The organism is Aureitalea sp. L0-47 (genome assembly GCF_026126405.1).
Taxonomy (GTDB): Bacteria; Bacteroidota; Bacteroidia; order Flavobacteriales; family Flavobacteriaceae; genus Pukyongia.
On the sequence record NZ_JAFMTQ010000001.1, the window covers coordinates 89,827 to 108,467 of the forward strand.

16 protein-coding genes are annotated in these 18,641 nt (G+C 42.6%); 9 read left to right on the forward strand and 7 right to left on the reverse strand.

Annotated elements, in window-relative coordinates:
• Positions 1 to 3: 3 nt before the first annotated feature.
• The 6 genes from J1N09_RS00420 to J1N09_RS00440 form a co-directional block, all read right to left on the reverse strand.
• Positions 4 to 1,152, reverse strand: a complete 1,149-nt coding sequence (locus tag J1N09_RS00420; RefSeq protein WP_265197406.1) for an ATP-binding protein — start codon at positions 1,150 to 1,152, stop codon at positions 4 to 6.
• 82 nt (positions 1,153 to 1,234) lie between these two features.
• A complete protein-coding gene (locus tag J1N09_RS15535; RefSeq protein WP_414826838.1) occupies positions 1,235 to 1,636 on the reverse strand; it encodes a DUF2752 domain-containing protein in 402 nt (133 codons plus the stop codon).
• Positions 1,623 to 1,901, reverse strand: coding sequence for a CD225/dispanin family protein (locus J1N09_RS00425; protein WP_265197407.1), 279 nt, complete (start codon positions 1,899 to 1,901; stop codon positions 1,623 to 1,625). The genes J1N09_RS15535 and J1N09_RS00425 overlap by 14 nt, the downstream gene beginning before the upstream one ends.
• Before the next feature lie 28 nt (positions 1,902 to 1,929).
• Positions 1,930 to 2,511 (reverse strand): 5-formyltetrahydrofolate cyclo-ligase, encoded by a 582-nt coding sequence (locus J1N09_RS00430; RefSeq protein WP_265197408.1) that lies wholly within the window; start codon positions 2,509 to 2,511, stop codon positions 1,930 to 1,932.
• Positions 2,511 to 3,482, reverse strand: a complete 972-nt coding sequence (locus J1N09_RS00435) for a succinylglutamate desuccinylase/aspartoacylase family protein (RefSeq protein WP_265197409.1) — start codon at positions 3,480 to 3,482, stop codon at positions 2,511 to 2,513. The genes J1N09_RS00430 and J1N09_RS00435 overlap by 1 nt, the downstream gene beginning before the upstream one ends.
• Complete coding sequence (locus tag J1N09_RS00440) at positions 3,479 to 4,354, reverse strand: ATP-grasp domain-containing protein (RefSeq protein ID WP_265197410.1); 876 nt, start codon at positions 4,352 to 4,354, stop codon at positions 3,479 to 3,481. The genes J1N09_RS00435 and J1N09_RS00440 overlap by 4 nt, the downstream gene beginning before the upstream one ends.
• 99 nt (positions 4,355 to 4,453) lie before the next feature.
• Between J1N09_RS00440 and uvrC the strand changes: the two genes are divergently transcribed.
• The 9 genes from uvrC (at position 4,454) to J1N09_RS00485 (ending at position 17,396) form a co-directional block, all read left to right on the forward strand.
• Positions 4,454 to 6,250: an excinuclease ABC subunit UvrC gene (gene uvrC / locus J1N09_RS00445; protein WP_265197411.1), complete on the forward strand. Its 1,797-nt coding sequence runs from the start codon at positions 4,454 to 4,456 to the stop codon at positions 6,248 to 6,250.
• Complete coding sequence (locus J1N09_RS00450; RefSeq protein ID WP_265197412.1) at positions 6,247 to 8,481, forward strand: patatin-like phospholipase family protein; 2,235 nt, start codon at positions 6,247 to 6,249, stop codon at positions 8,479 to 8,481. Before uvrC ends, J1N09_RS00450 begins: the two co-directional genes overlap by 4 nt.
• A gap of 162 nt (positions 8,482 to 8,643) precedes the next feature.
• Entirely contained in the window at positions 8,644 to 9,801 is a 1,158-nt protein-coding gene (locus J1N09_RS00455; RefSeq protein WP_265197413.1) for a homogentisate 1,2-dioxygenase, read from the forward strand.
• A gap of 86 nt (positions 9,802 to 9,887) precedes the next feature.
• Positions 9,888 to 11,048: a 4-hydroxyphenylpyruvate dioxygenase gene (gene hppD, locus J1N09_RS00460; RefSeq protein WP_265197414.1), complete on the forward strand. Its 1,161-nt coding sequence runs from the start codon at positions 9,888 to 9,890 to the stop codon at positions 11,046 to 11,048.
• A 97-nt stretch (positions 11,049 to 11,145) separates the two neighbouring features.
• Positions 11,146 to 11,916, forward strand: a complete 771-nt coding sequence (locus tag J1N09_RS00465; protein ID WP_265197415.1) for a DUF3108 domain-containing protein — start codon at positions 11,146 to 11,148, stop codon at positions 11,914 to 11,916.
• Between the two features lie 9 nt (positions 11,917 to 11,925).
• Positions 11,926 to 12,858 (forward strand): tryptophan 2,3-dioxygenase family protein, encoded by a 933-nt coding sequence (locus J1N09_RS00470; protein ID WP_265197416.1) that lies wholly within the window; start codon positions 11,926 to 11,928, stop codon positions 12,856 to 12,858.
• Positions 12,859 to 12,876: 18 nt separating this feature from the next.
• Positions 12,877 to 14,100 carry a M23 family metallopeptidase gene (locus J1N09_RS00475; RefSeq protein ID WP_265197417.1) on the forward strand — a complete coding sequence of 408 codons (1,224 nt, stop codon included), beginning with the start codon at positions 12,877 to 12,879 and terminating at the stop codon, positions 14,098 to 14,100.
• A 181-nt stretch (positions 14,101 to 14,281) separates the two neighbouring features.
• Positions 14,282 to 16,858: a TonB-dependent receptor gene (locus tag J1N09_RS00480; protein WP_265197418.1), complete on the forward strand. Its 2,577-nt coding sequence runs from the start codon at positions 14,282 to 14,284 to the stop codon at positions 16,856 to 16,858.
• Positions 16,859 to 16,952: 94 nt separating this feature from the next.
• Positions 16,953 to 17,396: a COX15/CtaA family protein gene (locus J1N09_RS00485; RefSeq protein ID WP_265197419.1), complete on the forward strand. Its 444-nt coding sequence runs from the start codon at positions 16,953 to 16,955 to the stop codon at positions 17,394 to 17,396.
• A 1-nt stretch (position 17,397) separates the two neighbouring features.
• On the opposite strand, the gene J1N09_RS00490 is transcribed toward J1N09_RS00485, so the two are convergent.
• Positions 17,398 to 18,468: an endonuclease/exonuclease/phosphatase family protein gene (locus tag J1N09_RS00490; RefSeq protein ID WP_321160781.1), complete on the reverse strand. Its 1,071-nt coding sequence runs from the start codon at positions 18,466 to 18,468 to the stop codon at positions 17,398 to 17,400.
• Positions 18,469 to 18,641 lie beyond the last annotated feature (173 nt).

Genomic DNA, 18,641 nt, shown 5'->3' on the forward strand with positions numbered 1-18,641 from the left:
AACTTAGAAACGAACGATAAAAGTACTTCCTTTATCTACCTCGCTTTGAACAGATATGGTTCCATTAAGTGATTCGATCTTGTTCTTGAGGATGAACAATCCAACTCCTTCAGCATTGGTATTATTGTGGAAGGTCTCGTAAATATTGAAGATCCTTTCACCAAAACTGTCCAGATCGATACCCAGGCCATTATCTTTTACCATGAGGCAAGGGCTGTCTTCCTCCATGATTGAATAGATCTCAATAACCGGACTTCGTTCGGGGTGACGATATTTAATGGCATTGGTTATCAGGTTGAACAGAATACTTTCCATATAAGAAGGAATGTATTCTACCGTGGGTACTTCGGAAAAGTCATTGAAGATTTCTGCCCTGGTACGCCCCAGGGAATTACCTAGTCTGTTTTTCACTTTTTCCAGTACACTGTCGATATCTACAATTTCCAGCGGTCTTTTTGCCGTGGTTTGAATTTCGCTTAATTCCTTAAGATGACGGATAGTATTGGATATACTTTCTGAAATTTCATAAAGGCCATTGCACAGCTCTTCTTTTTCTTCAAGGCTACTGGCACCTTTCATCAATTCCAGGGTCATTTCCAGGTTGCCCGTATGAGCATGCATACTATGGGTAACGATATTCGCGAAATTATTGAGCTTGGTGTTTTGAGATTCAATTAACTTTAAGCTTCGACGAAGCTGCAGCTCTTGCTTCTTTTCATTGGTAACATCCTGGAACACTCCTTTAATTCCAACAACTTCCTTTTGATCATTATATGTAGGTTCACCGGACGCTCTTACCCAGATTTCCTTACCTGTAAACGTTTGCATTTTAACGGTAGTTGAAAATGAAAGGCCCTGGGCACATTCCAAATAGAAATTGACAGCGACCTCTTTGTATTCATCTGTATAAAAATCCAGCGCGTTTCTCAAACTAATGTGGTAGGACTCCGGTATTTCGAGAATTCGAAGTGCTACCGCATCGAGAAATGTTTTTTTCGCAGGGAAGTCCACAGACCAAACACCGCAACCCGTGAGTTTGGCGATCTCCTTGTAATAAAAATTGTTGGGAGTGTCTTGTGCCGGGGGCGTGGCTCTATGATTTTCAGTATGCTGCGACAGTATTTTTCTGCGCTTCTGAGCTAAAAAGTTCATTCATTCAACTTTGCGCTCGAAATATAGGAAAAAAATATGAATTGTAGGATATTTCCTTCAACTTCTATTCAATAAAAAAGTGCTATTTGACGAAGGGATAAATGGATAGATTCCGAACTACCCAGTACACAATTGCAATTCCGAAGTAGGTGTAAATGAATATCTTACTATAAAAAAATTGTACTCGATGTGAGGCGTCGAATATATAATTATACACTCTTGCCCCCAGGCCATAAATAATAATTGGAACCGAGAGTACTAAAAGAGGATTTAGGAAGAATGCATCTCCCAAATTACCGTGCAGTAACTGGTGAATGGCTCGTTGTGAACCACAACCAGGGCAGTTGTATCCCGAGAGGAGTTTGAAGGGACACGGAAGGAAAAGCTTGTTATTCGTAGGATTATTGAAGAAATAGTAAAAAAAACCGCCCCCAAGAAGTATGATCGTGAGGGCGATTGTAATTATTTTCTTAGAATCCACCACCGGCAACTCCTAATACTACTACAAAAATTATATAAAGAATTACTAGCACACCACCGGCAACCATTCCCCAGATAGCATATTTCTTGGCATCGTCAGCAGCTTTTTGAGCACCCGCGTGATCACCAGACAACCATAGTTCTTTTACCTTGGTAGATTTGATAATTGCTACGATTCCTAAAGGTAGGCAACATAGAACCGTACATATAATTGCCCATACTAGGTTGTTATCAGGAGGTGTCCCGGCTTGATTGTTCGTTGTTTCCATAATTGAAAATTAGTTGGTTATTAATTGGTTATAAATATAGCTTAGAATTTTTAAAACCATAGTTTTTTTTCGGTGTAATGCAATAATCTAGCGGAAAATCCATGTTTTCATGGATAAATAATGTCTCCGTTTCAAAGAAAGAAAGCCCGATTTTAGTACAATCTTCACGACATTCGGATAAAAACCTATCGTAAAAACCTTTCCCATACCCAATCCGATGCCCTTGCTCGTTAAATGCCAGTAATGGCACAAAAACAATATCCAACTGCCTGGGTGATACCTCCAGTCCTTCAACTGGCTCCGGAATTCCATAATTATTGCTGCGTATCACGGTATTTTCCTGTAATAAAATGTGAGTCATTTCACAGGTTCTGAAGTTGGATCTGGACAACACAACACTTTTGTCCTTTCCTTGGAGAATATGCAATAGAAATTCAGTATTCACCTCTTTATTCCGCTTAATGGGAAGAAAGACATGGTAATAGTTCTTGTCCCAGATTGGCAGTCTGAGACAATTGTTTGCGATCTGCAGGCTCCGGGATTCTATTTCCGATTCGCTGAGAAGTTCCCTCTTCTTTTTGTATAATTTCCTAATCTCACTTTTTTCCATCAGAGCACGCCGGTTGAAATATGAAATAAGGCATCTCCCTGGTAAACCAACGGAGCTTCGTTCACATTGAATACATAACCTTCGTTGGTCGATTTGATCCAGTAATGGACTTTTCCGTAAGGATCGGTTATATGGCCTATTACATCCCCGCGTTTAACCATACTGCCTACCTTTACTGCCGGCTTAAACATGCCTGAGGCATGCGCCCTGATCCAGGAACTGTTGGTGATGGTCACAGAATTTTTCTTGGGTGTGGACACTTTAAATTTAGACCGAAGCATACCCAGGTGATTCAGGACTCGTTTTGAGCCATTAACGCCAGTATTGCTCACTACGTTGTCTATCGAATTCGATTTGCCGCCTTCAAAAAGCAACATTGGCACACCTTTTTTCTTGCAGGCATTTCTGAAGGACTTTTTAAGGTTTTTAGACTGAAGAATGAAAGGGGCATTGAATATTTGGGCCAGATCCATGAGTTCCTCATCTTCTTTGGCTACACGGATGTGAGGGGCGTTAAAACGACTGGAGCCTCCGGTGTGAAAATCAATACAATAGTCTACCTGGGGAACTATGTGATTCATTAGTTTGTGAGCCACTCGTGATGCCAAAGATCCATTTTTACTGCCCGGAAAGGATCGGTTGAGATCTCTTCCATCCGGGAATTCCCTCACTTTCTGAAGAAATCCGAAGATATTTATGATAGGGATACTAATGGTGGTCCCGATCTTTGGCTTGTTGATACCCTTGGAAACCAATTGTCGGACGATCTCGATACCATTTACTTCGTCACCGTGAATACCGGCAGTAAAAAGCACCGTAGGGCCTTCATAGTGAGATCTTTCTACGAAGATGGGAACATCTATTGGAGTGTTGGTATGTAATTTTGCAAAACTTAGGTTGAGTTCCCGGGATGCGCCGGGAGGGATAACTTCTTTGAACAATTCCAGTTCCTTCGCTTTTATCTTCTTCATCTACGTTTGTTTCGTTCAATGTAACTTATTATTTGTCCCGCGATCGATATGCCTGTTGTAGTTTCAATACCTTCAAGACCCGGTGTGGAATTAACTTCCAAAACTAAAGGACCACGGTTGCTTTGTAGTATGTCCACACCGCAAACTCCAAGTCGTAGCGCTTTGGCAGCTCTCAATGCCAGGTTTTCTTCGGCATAAGAAAGTTTGATCACTTCGGAAGATCCTCCTCTGTGCAGGTTAGAACGGAATTCACCATCCTGGCCCTGTCTTTTCATGGCCCCAACTACCTTGCCGTCCACGACGATTGCCCTAAGGTCGGATCCATTGGATTCCTCAATAAACTCCTGGATAACGAAACGAACCTTAGAGGTAAGCAATGTCTCTATGGTTGAAACAGCTCCCCTATAGGTTTCCGCAAGTATCACCCCATGTCCGTGGGTTCCCTGGAGCACTTTTATGATGTAGGGCGGATCCCCGAAGATGTCCAGCATTCCTTCAACATCCCCTGATGTCCCTAGCACCGTCTTCGGAACAGGAATTTTTGCATGTGCAAGCACCTGATTGCAGGTCCATTTGTTGCGAGATTGCAGAATAGGTTCCGCCTGGACCACACAGAAAACACCCATGGATTGGAAATGCCGTACCAAAGCAGCTCCGAAATAGGTGTTGGATGCTCCAATACGTGGGATTACAGCGTCCAGATCGTTTACAGGTTCGTTATTAAAATAGAGTACGGGTTTACCATCTTCAATAGCCTGGGTACATCTATTCGGATCCAGAACTTCCATCACATGATTACGGGAGGCTCCAGCCTTGAATAAACTACGGGTAGAGTAAAGATTCTCCCCACGTGATATAATTGCGATGTTCATTTTGGTTTATTAGTTATTGCAATTTAACAAAAATCCCTTTCAGTGAAATTTGCTACTCCGGTATTGCCCGAAGTTAATTAGAGGACTATCTTTGATATCATGGCCGAAGCCTCCGTAAAACTTCAGATTTCTACCTTGCCTTCTTCTCCCGGAGTTTATCAATACTACGACAAAGAGGGAAAGCTGTTGTATGTTGGGAAGGCCAAGGATCTAAAAAAGAGGGTGGCTTCTTACTTTACCAAGCAACACGACAATGCCAGGACGCGCCTGCTGGTTAAGAAAATTGCCGATATCAAGCATATAGTGGTCGCTTCGGAAACGGATGCGCTGTTGCTGGAAAACAACCTCATTAAAAAGTATCAGCCACGCTATAATGTGATGCTCAAGGACGACAAGTCCTATCCGTGGATCTGTATCAAGAAAGAGCGATTTCCCCGTGTGTTCTCCACGCGTCGGCTTATTAAGGATGGAAGTGAGTATTACGGGCCTTACACCAGTATGAAGACCGTACATACCTTACTCGACCTCATCAAAGGACTATACCAGCTGCGAACCTGTAACTACGATCTTTCCGAAGCAAAAATAAAAGCGGGCAAATACAAACTTTGCCTGGAATATCATCTGGGAAATTGTTTGGGCCCCTGTGAGGGTCTTCAGTCGCTGGAGGACTACGAAGAGAGTATCAGCGCGATACGAAATATCATAAAAGGAAATTTTAAGGATTCGCTCAATCGGTTCCGGAAGCAGATGAAGGAACTGGCTGCCGATATGCACTTTGAAGATGCGCAGCGAATAAAGGAGAAGATCGAAATTCTAGAGAACTACCAATCAAAATCTACCGTTGTAAATCCGAAGATCAGTAATGTAGATGTCTTTTCGATCGTTTCGGATGAGAGCTATGCCTATGTGAATTTTCTTCAGATTTCCTTCGGAAGTATCATTCGGTCGCATACTATGGAGATAAAAAAGAAGCTGGAAGAGAGCGATGGACAACTATTGGAACTGGCCGCCATCGAATTGCGGCAGCGATTCAATTCCCAATCGAAGGAGATTTATGTCCCCTTCAGAATAAATTCCGAAGAAGGTGTAAAAGTCACTGTTCCCAAGTTAGGAGATAAGAAGAAGATCCTGGACCTGTCTGAAAGAAACGCAAAGTACTTCCGGATGGAACAATTCAAACAGGCCAGGATAGTGGATCCGGACAGGCATCAAAACAGGATCATGGCCCAGATGAAAAAGGATCTGCGCCTTAGCGAGGAACCACGTCATATTGAGTGTTTTGATAATAGTAATATACAGGGAACTCACCCGGTAGCTGCCTGTGTGGTCTTTAAGAATGGAAAACCAATTAAAAAAGAGTATCGAAAATTCAATATCAAGACTGTGGAAGGCCCGGATGACTATGCCTCTATGGAAGAAGTTGTGTACAGACGCTACAAAAGACTTATGAATGAAGAGCAACCCTTGCCACAACTTATCATCATAGATGGGGGGAAGGGACAGTTGTCTTCCGCGCTGAAAAGCCTGGATAAATTAGGGTTGCGTGGAAAGATTGCGATAATCGGCATCGCTAAAAGGTTGGAAGAATTGTTTTACCCGGACGACCCTATACCTCTCTACCTCGATAAGAAATCTGAAACATTAAAGGTTATTCAGCAACTAAGAAATGAGGCCCATCGCTTCGGAATTGAATTTCACAGAAATAAGCGGAGCAAAGAGGCGTTAAATACAGAACTGGAGACCATTCCGGGAATCGGAGAAAAAACGGTTATACAGTTGTTGAAAGAATTCAAAAGTAATAAACGGATTGCCAAAGCCAGTTTTGAAGAATTAGAAGCAGTAATTGGCGCTGATAAGGCCAAAAAGATATTTAGTTACTATCAATCGATACAATGAAACGACTCCTATTGTTCATATTTCTCGCGATTTCCGCGGCTCTGAGCTGGGGACAGAACGATACGGAGGATCCCAAGGTTGGATTGGTCCTTTCCGGAGGAGGTGCAAAAGGACTAGCGCATATTGGGGCACTTAAGATCATCGAGGACAGCGGTATTCAGATCGATTATATTGGTGGTACCAGCATGGGAGCGATCATCGGGGGTTTATATGCTTCGGGCTATTCCGCTCGTCAGCTGGATTCCATCTTCGAGGAACTCGATTTTGACGAACTTATCCAGGATGAGATTCCCAGAAAAGCAAAAACCTTTTATGAGAAGACTGAATCGGATAAATACGCCGTAACACTGCCCTTCGATGGGTTTAAGGTGAGCTTTCCAAGTGGTTTGTCAAAGGGGCAAAATGTATACAATTTGTTTTCGAAACTCACTTCACACATAAGCGAGATCGACGATTTCAGCGAGTTGCCAATACCTTTCTTCTGTGTGGCAACGAATGTGGAGACCGGTGAAGAGATACTACTTGAAAAAGGGTATTTACCCCAGGCTATTTCTGCCAGCGGGGCACTCCCATCGCTGTTCAGTCCGGTAATCATTGACGACAAAGTGTTGATAGATGGCGGAGTGAAGAACAATTATCCTGTGGACCAGCTCAGGGCTAAGGGAATGGACATCATTATTGGTGTGGATGTGCAGGATTCCTTAAAGACACGTGAAGATCTCAATTCGGCTTTTGATGTGCTTGTGCAGATAAATAATTTTCGAACTATCGAAGATATGAAGTCCAAACGCGAGCAAACCGATGTGTATATCAATCCCAATATAGATGAGTTTACGGTGGTTTCTTTCGATGAGGGAAGAAAGATAATCGAAGCTGGTGAGGAAGCCGCCGCGGTATATAAAGAACAGTTGGAAGGCATTGCTGGTAAACAGACTTCCAGAAACCGTGTTCAGGTAGCACTCTCTAAAGAATCTTCTATTTTTATCGAAAGTGTGGAGATAGCTGGAAATGTGAACTACACCAGGGCATATGTGATGGGTAAATTAAAGCTGAAAGTTCCCGATGAGGTATCCTACGAACGCCTCAGTGAAGGGATTAACAATCTAAGTGCGACAGGAAGTTTCCAAAATATCAACTATCGAATGGTGGAAACTCCAAAAGGGACGCACAAATTGTATTTTGATCTTCGGGAAAGTGATTCCAGGACGTTGCTGCGATTGAGTGCTCACTATGACGATCTATATCGAACTGCGGCTTTGATCAATGTTACCAGGAAGCGCCTGTTTACAAATAACGATATTGCTTCTTTCGATTTTATAGTTGGGGATAACCTGCGCTATAACTTCAATTATTATGTTGATAAAGGATATTATTGGAGCATTGGGTTGAATTCACGTTATAGTTTTTTTGAAAAGGATGTTAAGACAGATTTTATTGTTCCTGAAATGATCGAGGATCAAAATCTGCAGCTGAACGAACTACAGCTGAAGTATGGAGATCTTACAAACCAGTTGTATGTAGAGACTTTATTCCGAAGGACATTTCTCATCGGTGCCGGGATAGAACATAAATGGTTGCGCTATCTTTCAGAAACCATTGGTATTGATGAAAACAACCTGCCGAGAACAGTTTTTGAGAATACTAACTATTTCGGAGTTTACGGCTATTTGAGATACGATACCATGGACAATACGTTTTTTCCAAGCCAGGGTATAGTCCTGGATGGGGATTTTCACTTCTATGGTTTTGCTAATGGAAGTAATGAAAATTTCGAGGAATTCTCTATCGCCAAGGCAAACTTAGCATACGCATTGGAGATCTCAGACGATTTCACCATGGTGTTGTCCACCGAGGGAGGTTTTAAGATTGGAGGAAGAAATACACGTTCGCTGGATTTCTTCGTAGGGGGTTATGGGTTTCAACAGATCAATAATATTGTGCCTTTGTACGGCTATGAGGCATTGAGCATAAGGGGCGACACCTATCTCAAAAGTGCAGTAACCTTCGACTACGAGTTTGTAAAGAACAATCACCTCAACCTCTCGGCCAATATCAGTAACGTTGGAGATCGTTTATTTGAAACCGGTAACTGGATAGACGAGATCGACTATAGAGGATATGCAATAGGCTACGGAATGGAAACATTTCTCGGTCCTTTAGAGTTAAAATATGCCTACTCCCCTGAAGTAGATAACGGCGAATGGTATGTGCGTATCGGCTTCAGTTTTTAAGAGTTAGATAACCCCAACGCGTTAAAAATTTTACGATATTTGTTGAATGGCAGTAAAAATCTGGAAATATTTACTCCTTCATCTAAAATTCCTTATCAAGAGAAATCCGGAGTGATACGTTTTACTACCTCTCAAGTAAGTATTAACGTAAATTAAATAAACATGCCACTTTATCATAAATTAGGGAAAATACCTCCCAAACGACACACACAGTTTCGCAAGGAGGATGGTTCTCTTTATGCCGAACAACTTTTTGGCACTATTGGATTCGATGGAATGTACAGCAATCTGTACCACGAACACCGACCAACCCAGGTGATCGATATTCGGGATCAATACAGCGTAGCACCAAAAATTGCAAAGGCGAATAATTTGCAATCCTACAGGCTCAGGGGCTTCCAGGTTCCCGCGGAAGACGACTACCTGGACAGCAGGAAGGTTGTTTTAACCAACAGCGATTGTAACATCATCCTGAGCGCACCTAAGAAGTCACTTCGGGATTATTTCTACAAGAATACCGACGCCGATGAACTGATCTTCATACACAAGGGTAGTGGAAAGCTTAGAACCTTTATGGGGAACCTGGATTTTAAATACGGGGACTATTTGTTGGTCCCACGAGGAATGATCTACCAGGTGGATTTCGACACCGAGGACAACCGACTGTTCATTGTGGAATCCTACAGCCCGATCTATACACCTAAGCGCTACCGCAACTGGTTCGGCCAGTTGCTGGAACATTCACCGTTCTGTGAAAGGGATATCAGGAAACCTCAGGAGCTGGAAACCTTCAATGAGCAAGGAGAGTTCCTTATGAAGGTGAAAAAGCAGGATGAGATCATTGAGATGGTATACGCTACCCATCCCTTTGACGTAGTAGGGTATGACGGATATAACTATCCCTATGCTTTCTCTATTCACGATTTCGAACCTATCACCGGAAGAATTCATCAACCACCACCGGTACACCAGACTTTCGAAACAGACACTTTCGTGGTTTGCAGCTTTGTACCACGATTGTATGACTATCACCCGGATAGTATTCCGGCGCCCTACAATCACAGTAACATCGACAGCGATGAGGTATTGTACTATGTGGACGGAGACTTCATGAGCAGGAACGATATCGATGCAGGTCATATATCATTGCATCCTGCCGGAATACCGCACGGACCGCACCCTGGAGCAACCGAACGAAGCATCGGGCAGGTAAAGACCGACGAGCTTGCCGTTATGGTAGATACTTTCAAACCTTTGAAAGTGACCGAAGAAGCCTTAAAGATTGCCGACGACACTTATTTTCAGTCGTGGCTTGATTAACCTAAACAATAATTTTTCTTCCGAAGAGATTTGAACGATAGAGGAAATGACGAAAGATCAGAAAGGAAGAACAAAACTTAAAAAAGATGAGTAAAGAAGTAAAATCCGTTGACTACGGACTAGAAAAAATATTTGAGGGAGCCCAGGATTTCTTACCACTACTGGGTACCGATTACGTTGAATTTTATGTTGGGAACGCCAAGCAGTCGGCGCACTACTACAAAACGGCTTTCGGCTTTCAATCCTACGCTTATAAAGGTCTGGAGACAGGTTCAACCGATTCAGTAAGCTATGTACTGAAGCAAGACAAGATAAGGCTGGTACTAACCACTGCACTAAACAGCGAATCGCCCATTAACGACCATATCGTAAAACACGGTGATGGCGTGAAGGTGATCGCGCTTTGGGTAGAAGATGCTCGCAAAGCCTGGGAAGAGACAACCAGTAGGGGAGCTAAATCCTATATGGAACCGGTGATTGAAAAAGATGATGATGGAGAAGTGGTGCGATCTGGGATTTACACTTACGGAGAAACGGTTCATATGTTTGTGGAGCGCAAGAACTACAATGGTGTTTTCCTTCCGGGATTCCGGAAGTGGGAATCAGATTATAACCCGTCTCCTACAGGATTGAAATTCATCGATCACATGGTAGGAAACGTAGGCTGGGGAGAGATGAACAAGTGGGTGAAATGGTACGAAGAAGTGATGGGATTTGTAAACTTCCTTTCTTTCGACGACAAGCAGATCCACACCGAATACTCTGCCCTGATGAGTAAGGTAATGAGTAATGGCAATGGACGGATCAAGTTTCCAATCAATGAACCTGCCGAGGGAATCAAGAAATCGCAAATTGAGGAATATCTTGACTTCTATGAGGGATCTGGTGTGCAGCACCTTGCACTGGCAACAGACGATATTATTAAAACCGTGGCAGAATTGAAAGCCAGAGGTGTGGAATTCCTGCCACCTCCACCTCAGACATACTACGATGAGATTCCGGGACGTTTAGGAGAACACATGGAGATGATGAAAGAAGATCTAAAGGAACTTCAGAAGTTGTCCATCCTGGTAGACGCAGACGAAGAAGGGTACCTATTGCAAATATTTACCAAGCCTGTTGAAGACAGGCCTACCCTTTTCTATGAGATCATTCAGCGAATGGGAGCTAAAGGATTTGGAGCCGGTAACTTCAAGGCCCTGTTCGAGTCAATTGAAAGAGAACAGGCTATGCGTGGTACCTTATAGGTTGTAACGTAGTAAGAACTCCATCGTCTAAAAGGTGGAGTTTTTACTTTGGCACCGTAGTTGTATTTTAAACTACGAATGAAAAAATACTTATGTTATGAAAAAGCTAGTTGCGCTTTTTTTATTCTTATCAATCACTACTGTTTTTCCCCAGAAACAGGCATATGGTGATGGAGAATGGTTTAAGTTCAGGGTGCATTACGGATTTGTGACCGCTGGTTACGGAACACTTGAAGTGCAGAATGATTATCTCGATGGTCGGAGTGTATATCATGTTAAGGGAGAAGGTAAGACCACTGGTTTGTCCAAATTTTTCTTTCGGGTGGAAGACTATTACGAGTCTTATATCGATAAATACAACGACCGCCCTTATCGATTCATTCGAGACATAGACGAAGGAGGTCATACAAAGGATATACAGATTGATTTCGATCACGAGTCGGGACAGGCACTGGTTCACAATAAGAAACACCAAACGAAGGAATTGGTTAGTTTTCCCGCTGATGCCCAGGATATGGTTTCAGCCTTCTATTACCTTCGGAATAATTTAGACGTTAAAACCATAACCGAAGGAGAAACGATAGACATGAATATGTTCTTCGATAAGGAAAACTATAAATTCCGACTCAAATTCTTGGGTAGGGAAACCTTAAAAACTAACTTTGGAAAAGTACGCTGCCTGGTATTCAGGCCTTATGTTCAAGCCGGAAGAGTCTTTAAGGAAAAAGAGAGTCTTACGGTGTGGGTGAGTGATGACGATAATAAGATCCCCCTCCTCATAAAAGCTGAGTTGGCCGTGGGTTCTCTGAAAGCCACTTTGACCGAATTCAAAGGTCTTCAGCATTCATTTAAAATACTTGTAGATTAACAATCTAGCATGGAAATACAACCCGAAACCAAAAAACTTCTAGAACAGCTTCAGAAAAAATACGATGCTATCGATCAGGATCTTGATACGCATCTTGAAGGGCTCCTTTACGGAGAGCCCATGACATACTGGGATTATATCCAGACGGACGCTCTGTTGAACCTCCAGGTTCAGCGCACTACTTTACCGGATGAAATGGTTTTCATCATGTATCACCAGATCAACGAGCTGCTATTCAAAATGATATTGTGGGAAATTCAACAGGTATCCCACCACGATAATTTAAAAGTGAAGTTCTTTTCTGAAAGGTTATTGCGAATAAGCCGCTATTTCGATATGCTCACCTCTTCTTTCGAGATCATGACTGAAGGAATGGAAGTGGAGCAGTACCTGAAATTCAGAAACACACTTGCGCCGGCCAGTGGGTTCCAAAGTGCACAGTACCGAAAGATCGAATTTTCATCTACGGACCTTATTAACCTTATTGATCCCCGTTTTAGGGAAACCATCGACCGCGAAACGCCCTACGAACACGCTTTAGAACATTTGTACTGGCAAGCCGCTGGCAAGGATTACAAGACAGGTAAGAAGAGTTACTTATTGTCCGCTTTTGAAGAGAAATATAAAAACGAATTCATAGCCTTTACAAAAGAATATAATACCATAAATTTGTATGCGAAGTTCAAAGGCCTGCCAGAAGAGGTGCAACAGGACCCCGAATTGAGGAAGGCGATGAGACATTACGACCGAACAGTAAATATCAAATGGGTCATGGCGCATTACAACACAGCGAAGAAATACCTCAACCACGGTAATGAACCGGAAGAAGCAACAGGTGGAAGCGATTGGGCCAAATATATGTTACCGAAATATCAGAGAAGAATATTCTTTCCTGATGTTTGGACGAAGGAGGAACTTGCCAATTGGGGCAAAGATGTGTAGCTAGAAATTGAAAACAACTTGAAAAAACTAATCCTTTTACTCCCCTTATTATTCTTATTCCTTGCCTGTAGTACTGATGTCAAGGAAGATACAGAGATTGAAATCGAACCCGTTCCGGATATAATAGAAGAATACGGCTACGTCCTGAATGACTTCAACGTAGTTCGTGATACCGTGCGTCCCGGAGACACCTTCGGAGGTATACTCGACGCCCACGGTGTTACCCAGGATAAGATATTTGCAGTTGCCACCAGGTTTAAAGACAGTTTCGACGTAAGGAGGATGGTTGCCGGAAAACCTTATGTCTTGCTCAATTCCAAAGATTCATTGAACCAAACCCAGGTGTTTATCTACGAGAAGAACAGGGTGGACTACGCGGTTGTTGATCTAAGGGACAGTATTACCGCCTTCAACAATAAAAAACCTGTAGATTATATAGAGAAATCTGCATCGGGGGTGATCACCAGTTCGCTTTATCAGACCATGGCGGACAATGACCTGAGTCCCTATATGAGTGAACGACTTGCAGATATTTATGCCTGGACGATAAACTTCTTCGCTATTCAGCCCGGAGATCGTTTCCGTGTGGTGTATACTGAAAAGTATATCAATGATACCATATCTGCCGGATTGGGAGAGATCAAAGCGGCCTATTTCGAACACAAAGGGAGACCGCTCTATGCCTTCCAGTTTGTTGGAGATACCGTGAATCAGATACCCGATTTTTACGACGAGAAAGCTGAGAACTTGAGAAGAGCCTTTTTGAAAGCACCTGTTAAATTCAGTAGAATCTCTTCCCGCTACAACCTGAAACGTCGCATCAAGTATTACGGATACAAACTAAGGCCCCACAAGGGAACTGATTTTGCTGCGAATATCGGGACGCCAATCTTAGCTACTGCGGATGGTACCGTTACCAAATCCGAACGACGAGGAGGAAACGGAAACTATGTAAAAATCAAACACAATAGCACCTACGACACCCAATACCTTCACATGAAGAGCCGCAATGTAAAGGTTGGTGATTTTGTACGACAGGGGGATGTTATTGGCTGGGTGGGAATGACCGGAAATACCGGTGGACCCCATGTTTGTTACCGATTCTGGAAAAATGGCCGTCAGGTGGATCCATTCAAGGAAGATCTGCCAACTTCAGAGCCATTATCGGAGCGGTTACAGCCACAATTCTTCGAATTTATCGCTCCTCTTAGGGAGAAATTGGACTGCATTTCTTTCGATTAATACAAATTTTTCATTGTTAACAAAGCTGTTACTAACTAACAGTCAGTTTATCAGCACATTAGGTTTTATAAATTAACTTTACGTTAGGGTTAGTTATTAATATTTTCTTAATGTAAAAATTACTCTAAGAAGATTTTAGGTAGTAATTTTGCCCTGTTATTCATAAACTAAACATCTAACAATGAAAAGACTTTTACTTTTAGTTTTCTTGTGCAGCAGCCTAGTGGCATATTCACAGGGAACAGTTACCGGATCTGTTCAGGATGCAGATCTAGGAGGACCACTACCTAATGCTAGTGTAGTTGAAGTAGGAACATCAAACGGGACAATTTCCGATTTCGATGGAAACTTCTCAGTTTCTGTATCATCTAATTCCGGAACATTACAGATCTCTTACCTTGGTTATGTTACCAGGACAGTTTCTTTTACCCTTAGTAATGGGACTGCAAACTTAGGAACAATCTCAATGGACGCAGATGCTGCCAGTCTTGGGGAAGTAGTGATCGTTGGTACTGGTGTAATTGACCTTGCTAGCGATCGTCAAACCCCTGTAGCGGTATCCACGATTACGGCCCAGGAGATTAGTACTAAAGCTGCCGGTAACGTTGAATTTACCGAGGCAATGAAAAACACTCCTTCTATCTATGTTGGGAATCAGGCCGGAGGTTTTGGAGACAGCCAGGTTTTCCTTCGTGGATTTGACGACACAAATACGGCTTTCCTATTAAACGGTCAGCCAATTAACAGCCAGGAGGACGGTAGAATGTTTTGGTCTAACTGGGCTGGTATGTCGGATGTAGCCAATGCCATCCAGGTACAAAGAGGACTTGGTTCTTCTAAACTAGCCATTTCATCAGTAGGTGGTACGGTTAACATTATTTCTAAAACTACCGATCAGAACCAGGGAGGTTTTGTTCGTTTCCTGGCGGGTAACGACAGTTACTTCAAAGGAACAGCAAGCTACAACACCGGGTTAAACGACAGCGGATGGGCATTCTCATTCCTTGTGGATCACTGGCAGGCACACAGAAAGTATGCCGTAGGAACTGCAGGACAGGGACAGAACTATCTTTTCTCTGTAGGTTATAAGCCGAATGAAAATCACGCTTTAAACTTCCTTATCACAGGAGCACCTCAGTGGCACGATCAGAATTTCTCCAATGACCTGGAAGAATATGATCTATACGGAGAAAAATACAACAGCAACACAGGTTTCCTTGATGGTGAACGCTATACGGAAAGAAGAAATTTCTACCACAAGCCTGTGGCTAACCTTAACTGGGACTGGACTATTAGTGACAACGCCGATCTATCAACTGTTGCTTACGCATCATGGGGTCGTGGTGGCGGAACCGGTATGTATGGTCGAGGAAGTCGTATTCGAACTTTAGTGAATGGTGAAATCAATTTTGAGGCAATTAGAGACAATAACATCGCTATTGCCGAAAACGGAATTGGTGATTTCGACGATGCTCGTATCAGAAGGTCTTCCATGAACAACCATAACTGGTACGGACTACTTTCAAGTCTGAATCTTGAAGCCGGAGAAAACTGGAACATCAATGTTGGTTTCGATGGCCGAATGTACAAGGGAGATCACTTCCGTCAAGTGAATGATCTGCTTGGACTATCAGGTCTTGCAGATAACAACCAGATCTACATGAATGAGTTTGAAGCGGATCCATGGAAAACTCTTTTCGACTCTGCCGAAGAAGGTGACAGGTTAGATTATGACTACTCCGAGAATATTAACTATTTAGGTGGATTCGGTCAGGCAGAATATGCTACCGATAAGTTCTCCATCTTTGTTCAAGGTGCATTCTCAACACAATCTTTCGAAAGAGAAGAACGCTACAACGTGGAAGAGGCAGGGAAGTCTGAAAAGGTTAATAAGACGGGTTATAATATTAAAGGAGGAGCATCCTATAATATCAACGATAACCATTCGATCTTCGCGAACGCCGGACAATTCTCTCGTCAGCCGTTCCTTGACAATATTTTCCGCGACATCCGTAACTCCAACGATCTGTTTGAGCCGGAAATTGACAATGAAGAGATCCTTGGTCTTGAGGCTGGATACCGTTTCCAAAACGATAACCTGAGAATCAATGTAGATGTATATCGTACGGAATGGGGTAACAGATTCCTTGCTGTAGGTGGTGAGGATGACACAGATCCAGATAACCCGGTCTTCTTTACAGACCGTTTCAACGATGTAACTCAATTGCACCAGGGTGTTGAATTCGATTTTGAATATCGTCCAACTGCGAGTACTTTAAGATTCAGAGGTTATGGATCTATTGGTAACTGGAAGTACGATGGCGAGACACCATTTACTCGTCAGAATGACGACACCAGTGAGTTTGTGATCACAGACGGTATGCTAGACCTTACGGGAACAAAAGTGGGTAACGCTCCTCAAACATCATTTGGTGCGGGACTATCTGTTCGTGTATGCGACGGATTAACGCTTGATGGTGACTACAACATCTACACGGACCTATATGGATTCGTAAATCCTGACGACGTAGTTGAAGCAGCTCAGGTGGGAATGCGCTACCAGGCAGAACGTCTGCCAGCCTATACCCTTGCAGATGCTGGTTTAACCTACCGATTCAACTTTGGAGGTCAGCGTTTCGTATTCAGAGGAAATGTATACAACCTGTTTAACGATTCTTACATCAACCAAAGAGACCGTTTCGGTTATTTCTTAGGAATTGGAAGAACGTACAACGCAAGTCTGCGTTTGAACTTCTAATTATCAGAAGCAAAATAGTTATAAGGGTCGGCAGAATGCCGACCCTTTTTTATTGAATAATACGTATCTTTAAACTCGTTCAAAAAACCAACCTATGTATACTACCGTTCAGTTTATTCACTCCTGGTGGGCCTATTTGGTCCTTTTTATGCTAGTAATTGCAACCATAAATTCGCTGGCTGGTCTGGTTGGGAAGAAAGAATACCAGCCCAGGGACTTCAGGATAGCTCTTTTTACATTGATCGTAACACATATTCAATTCCTGATAGGCTTGATACTATACTTCATCTCTCCACTAGGGCTAAAGAATTTCAGCAATATGGGGATGGGGGAGATCATGAAGAATTCTGAAGCACGCCTTTACGCTGTGGAACATCCACTTATCATGATCATCGTGGTAGTATTGGTTACTATAGGCTACTCCAAACACAAAAAGAAACTGGTTTCCGGGCCGAAATTCCGTGCGCTTACATTATTCTATGCCCTGGCAACGCTCTTTGCGTTAAGCCGTATCCCCTGGGCGCAATGGTTTAGTTGATCTATTTTCCTTCGGAAGTAGTATCTGCTTCTTTGATCAGGTATAAATAAACGGGGTAGTGATCGCTGTATCCACCTGTAAATAGTCCATTATTATTACTTCGGAAAGGATAACCTTTGTAACGACCTGAAGCTGTTTGCAGCTCGATGTCATTATGTATGTCTGCTTTAAAGAAACGAAGCGAACCATAGTCTTTTTTTAATAATTCGGATGAAATCAAGAACTGATCAAATAGGTTCCAATTATCCCTGTAGGCCAAAGTTCCGTAACCCTTTCGATGCAATACTTCCATGGGATTGAATAAACGCTTCAGTTTTGCGTTTTTTCTAGTCAGGATGGGTTTGAGGATGTTTCGAATACTCGGACTATTAGGGTCGTCATTGAAATCACCCATACAGATTATCTTCGAGTAAGGATCCTCTGTCCAAAGGGAATCAACAATTTGTTTCATACGTTTTGAAGCAGCAATGCGTCGTGGTCTGCTGGACTCTTCTCCTCCTCTACGGGATGGCCAGTGATTAACAACCAGGTGAATTGGTTCGCCATCCAATAGCCCACTGACCAATAGCATATCGCGGGTATAGATTCGTTTTCCCAGGTCATCATTCTCAAATAACAGTAGACGAATGGATTTTTCATGGGTGGGAAGAAAGACTTTAGTTCTATAAATAAGAGCAACGTCAATACCTCTTCTGTCCGGCGAATCGAAATGAACCACAGAATAATCGTAACTATTGAAAGGCTCCTCCCTTATTAAGTCTTCCAGGACGGCACGATTTTCGACTTCACAAACTCCAAGAATTTCCGGAGGATGAACTGAATATTCATCATTGAGTCCCCCCATAACAGCAGCCAGATTTTTCAATTTAGACCGGTATTTTTCTAAGGTCCAGTTGTACTTACCTTCGGGTGTCCAGTCATTGTCGAACGTTAGCGGGTCGTCCATTGTATCGAATAGATTCTCAAGATTGTAGAATCCGACAGTCAGGATTTTATATTGCCTGGTTTGCTGCCCGAGAATTGTACAGGGAAGCAAGAACAACAAAATGAAAAAACTCTTAAATCTGTTCAATGCTAATAGTGAACTAATGGGGAGAGATCCAAGCTACTTAATTCCAATTTATCTCGACCTTGATTTCATGAAATTAGAGAATTAAAAGATAAAAAAGCTACTTCCAGCTTACGATTACAGCTGTTTTTTTAGATAATTTTAAACAGTTCGCAGTATCTCTTTCTTCCCGCAAT

Coding starts and splice junctions, on each gene's coding strand:
- J1N09_RS00420 (WP_265197406.1), bottom strand. CDS start 1,152: ATGAACTTTTTAGCTCAGAAGCGCAGAAAAATACTGTCGCAGCATACT.
- J1N09_RS00425 (WP_265197407.1), bottom strand. CDS start 1,901: ATGGAAACAACGAACAATCAAGCCGGGACACCTCCTGATAACAACCTA.
- J1N09_RS00430 (WP_265197408.1), bottom strand. CDS start 2,511: ATGGAAAAAAGTGAGATTAGGAAATTATACAAAAAGAAGAGGGAACTT.
- J1N09_RS00435 (WP_265197409.1), bottom strand. CDS start 3,482: ATGAAGAAGATAAAAGCGAAGGAACTGGAATTGTTCAAAGAAGTTATC.
- J1N09_RS00440 (WP_265197410.1), bottom strand. CDS start 4,354: ATGAACATCGCAATTATATCACGTGGGGAGAATCTTTACTCTACCCGT.
- uvrC (WP_265197411.1), top strand. CDS start 4,454: ATGGCCGAAGCCTCCGTAAAACTTCAGATTTCTACCTTGCCTTCTTCT.
- J1N09_RS00450 (WP_265197412.1), top strand. CDS start 6,247: ATGAAACGACTCCTATTGTTCATATTTCTCGCGATTTCCGCGGCTCTG.
- J1N09_RS00455 (WP_265197413.1), top strand. CDS start 8,644: ATGCCACTTTATCATAAATTAGGGAAAATACCTCCCAAACGACACACA.
- hppD (WP_265197414.1), top strand. CDS start 9,888: ATGAGTAAAGAAGTAAAATCCGTTGACTACGGACTAGAAAAAATATTT.
- J1N09_RS00465 (WP_265197415.1), top strand. CDS start 11,146: ATGAAAAAGCTAGTTGCGCTTTTTTTATTCTTATCAATCACTACTGTT.
- J1N09_RS00470 (WP_265197416.1), top strand. CDS start 11,926: ATGGAAATACAACCCGAAACCAAAAAACTTCTAGAACAGCTTCAGAAA.
- J1N09_RS00480 (WP_265197418.1), top strand. CDS start 14,282: ATGAAAAGACTTTTACTTTTAGTTTTCTTGTGCAGCAGCCTAGTGGCA.
- J1N09_RS00485 (WP_265197419.1), top strand. CDS start 16,953: ATGTATACTACCGTTCAGTTTATTCACTCCTGGTGGGCCTATTTGGTC.